Origin of the sequence: Mesorhizobium sp. M7A.F.Ca.CA.003.01.2.1 (assembly GCF_003998945.1) — a bacterium.
Lineage (GTDB): Bacteria > Pseudomonadota > Alphaproteobacteria > Rhizobiales > Rhizobiaceae > Mesorhizobium > Mesorhizobium ciceri.
In genome coordinates this window covers 1-5,502 of sequence record NZ_RZRA01000321.1, presented here as the reverse complement: position 1 = coordinate 5,502, position 5,502 = coordinate 1, and the positions used below count along the sequence as shown (strand labels likewise).

6 protein-coding genes and 2 tRNA genes are annotated in these 5,502 nt (G+C 62.7%); 5 read left to right on the top strand and 3 right to left on the bottom strand.

Annotated features, from left to right (window positions below):
* On the bottom strand, positions 1-333 hold a 333-nt coding region (locus EN969_RS14885; protein ID WP_281060009.1), incomplete at its 3' end, for an RNA methyltransferase substrate-binding domain-containing protein.
* A gap of 198 nt (positions 334-531) precedes the next feature.
* Here EN969_RS14885 and EN969_RS14880 point away from each other — a divergent pair.
* Together EN969_RS14880 and EN969_RS14875 are read left to right on the top strand one after the other, a co-directional pair.
* Positions 532-616: transfer RNA gene (locus EN969_RS14880), tRNA-Tyr, on the top strand.
* Between the two features lie 89 nt (positions 617-705).
* A tRNA-Gly gene (locus EN969_RS14875) sits at positions 706-779 on the top strand.
* Positions 780-855: 76 nt separating this feature from the next.
* Here the strand turns inward: EN969_RS14875 and EN969_RS14870 are convergent.
* Positions 856-1,320, bottom strand: coding sequence for a YidB family protein (locus EN969_RS14870; protein ID WP_024505802.1), 465 nt, complete (start codon positions 1,318-1,320; stop codon positions 856-858).
* A 132-nt stretch (positions 1,321-1,452) separates the two neighbouring features.
* Between EN969_RS14870 and EN969_RS14865 the strand changes: the two genes are divergently transcribed.
* The gene (locus tag EN969_RS14865; protein WP_013531402.1) at positions 1,453-1,710 is read left to right on the top strand and encodes a GlsB/YeaQ/YmgE family stress response membrane protein; all 258 of its coding nucleotides are present in this window, start codon (positions 1,453-1,455) and stop codon (positions 1,708-1,710) included.
* 132 nt (positions 1,711-1,842) lie between these two features.
* On the opposite strand, the gene EN969_RS14860 is transcribed toward EN969_RS14865, so the two are convergent.
* Complete coding sequence (locus EN969_RS14860) at positions 1,843-2,730, bottom strand: DMT family transporter (RefSeq protein WP_063168074.1); 888 nt, start codon at positions 2,728-2,730, stop codon at positions 1,843-1,845.
* Positions 2,731-3,042: 312 nt separating this feature from the next.
* On the opposite strand from EN969_RS14860, the gene tuf reads away from it, so the two are divergent.
* Positions 3,043-4,218, top strand: a complete 1,176-nt coding sequence (tuf, locus tag EN969_RS14855; protein WP_013531404.1) for an elongation factor Tu — start codon at positions 3,043-3,045, stop codon at positions 4,216-4,218.
* A 153-nt stretch (positions 4,219-4,371) separates the two neighbouring features.
* Positions 4,372-5,502: hypothetical protein (locus EN969_RS14850; RefSeq protein ID WP_127419210.1), on the top strand; the 1,131-nt coding region annotated here is incomplete at its 3' end.

The following is a 5,502-nucleotide window of genomic DNA, read 5'->3' as shown; positions in this document are numbered from 1 at the left end:
CTGATGCACGGCATCCGACCCTGTGATCTTGTCGATATCCCTGGGTTCGACCAGTTCCGTCTTGAAGGGCAGGGCGGCGAGATCGGCGATTTCGAGGCGCTCGGCCGCATTGCGCGTCACCAGCATCTTCCTGATCTTGCGGCGCGGATTGTCGAGTGCGGCGCGAACCGTGTGCAGGCCGTAGAGCCGCACCAGTCCGTCCGCGGCATTTTCGCCCGGCGGAACCGGCTGTCGAGGCCGGAACGCCGGCGCGCCGCCGCTTTTCTCGTCGCGATAGGCGCGGCGCAGCTTGGCGTAATGGGTGTCTTTGGGGGTGTTGGTTTTATCGCTCATGGCTGGCTTCTATAGCGGTGTCCTCCGGCCAAGGATATGGCCCGCCGTCACAGCCGGCGAACAACATCGAAAAACGCTGGCTGCGCGGTTGACACCCAATGGCCTTGCCGCCATAAGGCGCTGCGCTGGTTTCGGAGAACACATAACTCGGGTCCGGATCGGCGTGAATGCCTCGTTGCATGGCTCCGGCGGCAGACTGGAGAGGTGCCCGAGTGGTTAAAGGGGACGGACTGTAAATCCGTTAGCTTAGCTTACGTTGGTTCGAATCCAACCCTCTCCACCACTGCCGGCCCGGAAGCCCTGAAACGCGACAAGAATCGGACCGAAAAGTGCATGGCGCTTTTCGGATGAATCCGGTACTTCAGGTAAGGCGCGGGTATAGCTCAGTGGTAGAGCAGCAGCCTTCCAAGCTGAATATGCGGGTTCGATTCCCGCTACCCGCTCCAGACACTCATCCCATCACCGGCAAGCCGAAGCACTGCGCACGAAGCGCAGCGCTCCAATTGTCGTGGCTGCGCCGCGTCAGCTGTTGAACGCGGATGCGACCTGGTGCTGCTGCGGCACCTGGCCATTCGGCGTCAGCTTGTCGACGATGCCGGGCAGGGCGGTGGACAGTTGCTTGAGCAGTTCCTGCTCGTCCAGTCCGGTCCGTTGCGCGATCTCGCGGATGATCTGCGGTCCGATCGCGGCGCCAAGATCGTTGGCGTTGATCGACTGGTTCTGGCCGGTTCCGACCCAGGAGTCCGCGGTGTTGCCGTGACCGGCGTCCCGGAGCTTTTCGAGCAGTCCGCCCAGGCCGCCCAGCAGGCCACCGTCGGCGGATGTGGTTTCCGTCGGGACGGGGGCGGTCGGAGCGGGCACGGGAGACTGTTCCGGCTCTTCGGCACTTCTGCCGCTCAGCATCTTGCCGACCAGCAATGCGCCGAGTGCGATCATCAGAGGTTTGGTGATGTTGCCGCCGGGAACGGCGTTGTCAAAAAGTCCCATCGTGGATCCTCCATAGCGACCAAGGCCCGACCCCTCCTCAACAATGAAGCATTCGGGCGGAATTTCAAGCTGGCTTGAGGTTTTGACAATCATATGAAAATGTTCGGCTGGCGAGGGGATGGAGAGGAAAAAATGGGTATCATCAGCTGGATCATTCTCGGCGTGGTCGCCGGCTTCATAGGCAGCAAGATCGTCAACAAGACCGGCCAGGGTGTCATAATGGATATCGTGCTGGGCATCGTCGGCGCCATTGTCGGCGGGCTGATCTTCAGTGCCTTCGGCGCATCAGGCGTCACCGGTCTCAACATCTACAGCCTGATCGTTGCCGTCATCGGGGCGGTGGTTGTTCTGTGGGCCTACCATCAGTTCAGCGCAAGGCGGACGCTTTAGGCGCCTGCGGATCGTCTGAGGTTTCGAGTTTCTGAAGGCAAGACCGGCTTCAGGCCGGTATGCCCGGCTGTGGCTTGCCTATGGCATCGGGGCGGCGAAAACAAAGATCGGCGTTCCCGCAATGAAACGAGGCTAGGCGACGACGGCCAACCGGCGCTGGCGCTGATCCAGCGACACGATGGTCAGCCCGCTGCCGACGACCAGCAGGATGCCACAGACCGCCAGTGTGTTGGGGAATTGCCCGAACACCAGCAGGCCCGAAATGACCGCCCAGACGGTGAAGCAATAGTAGAACGGCGCCACGGCGCTGGTCGGTCCGACGCGATAGGCCATGAAGATGAAGAAGTGGCCGAAGATCAGGAAAAATCCAGCACCTGCCATCAGCAGCAGGTGATGCGCCCCGGGCATGACCCAGCGCTCGGAAACAAGATGCGCGGCGCCGGCGCCGATCAGCACCACCACGACGGCGGAAATCGCCACGATCATCCCCGGCACCTCGGCCGAGACCCGCCGGCCGGCTAGGTCGCGCGCCGCTGCAAGGGCTGCGTTGCCGAGCGCCAGCAGGGCATAGACCGAAATGCCTTGCATGGTCGGCTGCGCCACCATCAGCGCGCCGACGAAGCCGAGCCCGATCAGCGCCATGCGCCGGCCGCCGATCCGCTCGCCAAACAGGATCGAGGAGCCAACCAGCATCAAGAGCGGCGTGATCTGGCCGAGCGCGGTGGAATCGGCGATCTGCATGTTGGCGAGCGCGACCACATAGCAAAGGATCGCCGCCAGCTCGAGCACGTTCCGGCTCAGGACGCGCTTGTCGAAGATCAGCGGGATCTGCTTGCCGTAGCCCAGCGCGAACAGCAGCGGGAAGCCCCAGAGGGCCGCCGCGGCACCCCGCAGAAACAGCACCTCATAAGACGGCAGGCCCGCCGTCGCGAGCTTCATCATTGTATCGTTGACGAGATACGACCCCGTCGAGACGATCATGAACAGCGGGCCGCGGATAGAGACAGGGATGAAATGCATCCGGCCACAAGATCAGAGGCGGATGGCGGCGGCAATGGTCCATGGCCTGGCCATGATTCAGACAGGGCCGGGCAAGCAAGCCGGCGCTTTCGCGGCCTCGATCGGTCGGCCCGCTACCCCTTCATTTTGCCCGGAGCCTTCCTATATCAGCGCCACATCCCCGCAATCGGATCGATGGTTCGGACTGAGTGAGACGGCACCCGGCCAAAAGACGCTTGTGTTTTTTGGCCTTTGTCGCTAATCGCCCCGCATTCGACTGAACTGAAGGTCTTCGACCGAACTGAAGATCCGGGCCGTCCAAGGAAAGAGACAATGGCCAAAGGTAAATTCGAGCGTAACAAGCCTCACGTGAACATCGGCACGATTGGCCACGTCGACCATGGCAAGACGTCGCTGACGGCGGCGATCACCAAGTATTTTGGCGAATACAAGCGCTACGACCAGATCGACGCTGCCCCTGAAGAGAAGGCGCGCGGCATCACGATCTCGACGGCTCACGTCGAATACGAGACGGCCAACCGCCACTACGCTCACGTCGACTGCCCCGGCCACGCCGACTATGTGAAGAACATGATCACCGGCGCCGCGCAGATGGACGGCGCGATCCTGGTCGTGTCGGCTGCCGACGGCCCGATGCCGCAGACCCGCGAGCACATCCTGCTGGCCCGTCAGGTCGGCGTGCCGTCGATCGTGGTGTTCCTGAACAAGGTCGACCAGGTCGACGACGCCGAGCTGCTCGAACTGGTCGAGCTCGAGGTTCGCGAGCTTCTGACCAAGAACGAATTCCCCGGCGACGACATTCCGATCGTCAAGGGTTCGGCTCTGGCTGCTCTCGAAGACTCGGACAAGAAGATCGGTGAAGACGCGATCCGCGAGCTGATGGCTGCGGTCGATGCCTACATCCCGACGCCGGTTCGTCCGCTCGACAAGCCGTTCCTGATGCCGATCGAGGACGTGTTCTCGATCTCGGGCCGCGGCACGGTCGTGACCGGCCGCGTCGAGCGCGGCGTGGTCAAGGTCGGCGAGGAGCTGGAAATCATCGGCATCCGTCCGACGACCAAGACGACCTGCACGGGCGTGGAAATGTTCCGCAAGCTGCTCGATCAGGGCCAGGCTGGCGACAACATCGGCGCGCTGCTGCGCGGCGTTGATCGTGAAGGTGTCGAGCGCGGCCAGGTTCTGGCCAAGCCGGGCACGGTGAAGCCGCACAAGAAGTTCGTGGCCGAAGCCTACATCCTGACCAAGGACGAAGGTGGCCGTCACACGCCGTTCTTCACCAACTACCGTCCGCAGTTCTACTTCCGCACGACCGACGTGACCGGCATCGTGTCGCTGCCGGAAGGCACCGAGATGGTGATGCCGGGCGACAACATCACGGTCGATGTCGAGCTGATCGTGCCGATCGCCATGGAAGAGAAGCTGCGCTTCGCTATCCGTGAAGGCGGCCGCACCGTCGGTGCCGGCATCGTCGTCACCATCAAGGAATAACCGAGCCCGGCATTCGCCGGATCGACAAGAAAGGGCGGTCTTCGGGCCGCCCTTTTTGTTTGCCGGGCTATCGGCTGCCGCCCCGTCGGCCGAAGCCTGTTGCAAGGCTCTGGACCTCGTCTAGTATAGGTTGCATCAAGGGGCTTTTTCCAAATGGTTCCAAGGCGGTATTTTCATCGTCGGGCATTGTGGCCGCTGGCTCTGACCTGGCTGATTGCGCTGCTTGCCACAGGCCCGGCAGCCTTCGCGGCGGATGCGGCGCCGGATCTTGGGCCGACGATGCGGTTCGGCATTGTCCGCAGCAACGCAGCGGGGTGCGAGCCGATCTGTCCGGAATGGATATCGGCCGAGGGCTCCATAGAAGCCGGAACTCCGGCGCTCTTCAAACGCATGCTGAAGACGCTTGGCGGGCGGAAACTGCCTGTTGTCGTGGATTCTCCCGGCGGCAATGTCGAGGCGGCGCTGACGCTTGGCCGGCTGATCCGCAAGAACAAGCTCGATATCGCCATCGGCAAGACGGTGTTTTCCAGCTGCCAGCCCGACGCGAAGGGGTGCCAGGACCGTGACGCCCGCTACTTCGGCGATGTCATCGACTATGGCGCCATGTGCAATTCCGCCTGTCCTCTGATGTTTGCCGGCGGCATCAGGCGAGTGGCCGGCGAATGGGCCTATCTCGGCGTCCATCAGATCACCACGACCTACATCCGCACGAAATTGCAATACCGGACCACCTACCGGATCGTCGGGGGCAAGAAGAAGATCCTCAACACGAAGATCGTCAGCCGCAAGAACGCCGGCAGCTACAAGACCTACGAAATGAGCAAGTCGGTGGAGAAAAAGCTGGCGGCCTACCTGGACCAGATGGGCATCGAACAAAGCATGCTCGAAACGATGAAGGGCACCCCGGCCAGCGAAATCCACCAGATCGCCCTCGATGACATGCTGGCGATGAAGCTGGTCACCAGCACGGACGCCGTGGGCCTGTTGACCGCGGCGAGCCTGTGCGAACCCGGCCGCCTGGCCACGAATTGCCGGGAAGTGCCGGGGAACAAGCCTGATGGCCTGATGGCGACCGCGGCCAGGCCTACTCCGCCAGCGATCGAACCCGAGGCGGCGCGGCGCGATGAAGACATGCGCTTCGTTGTCGTTCGCGGCACCAATCCGCTCTGCAATCCAGACTGCCCGGAATGGATCTCGGCGGAAGGCGCGATCACCCCCCAGACCCCGCAGAAGCTGCGCCAGCTGCTCGCCACGCTCGGCAAACGGCAACTGCCTGTCGTGATC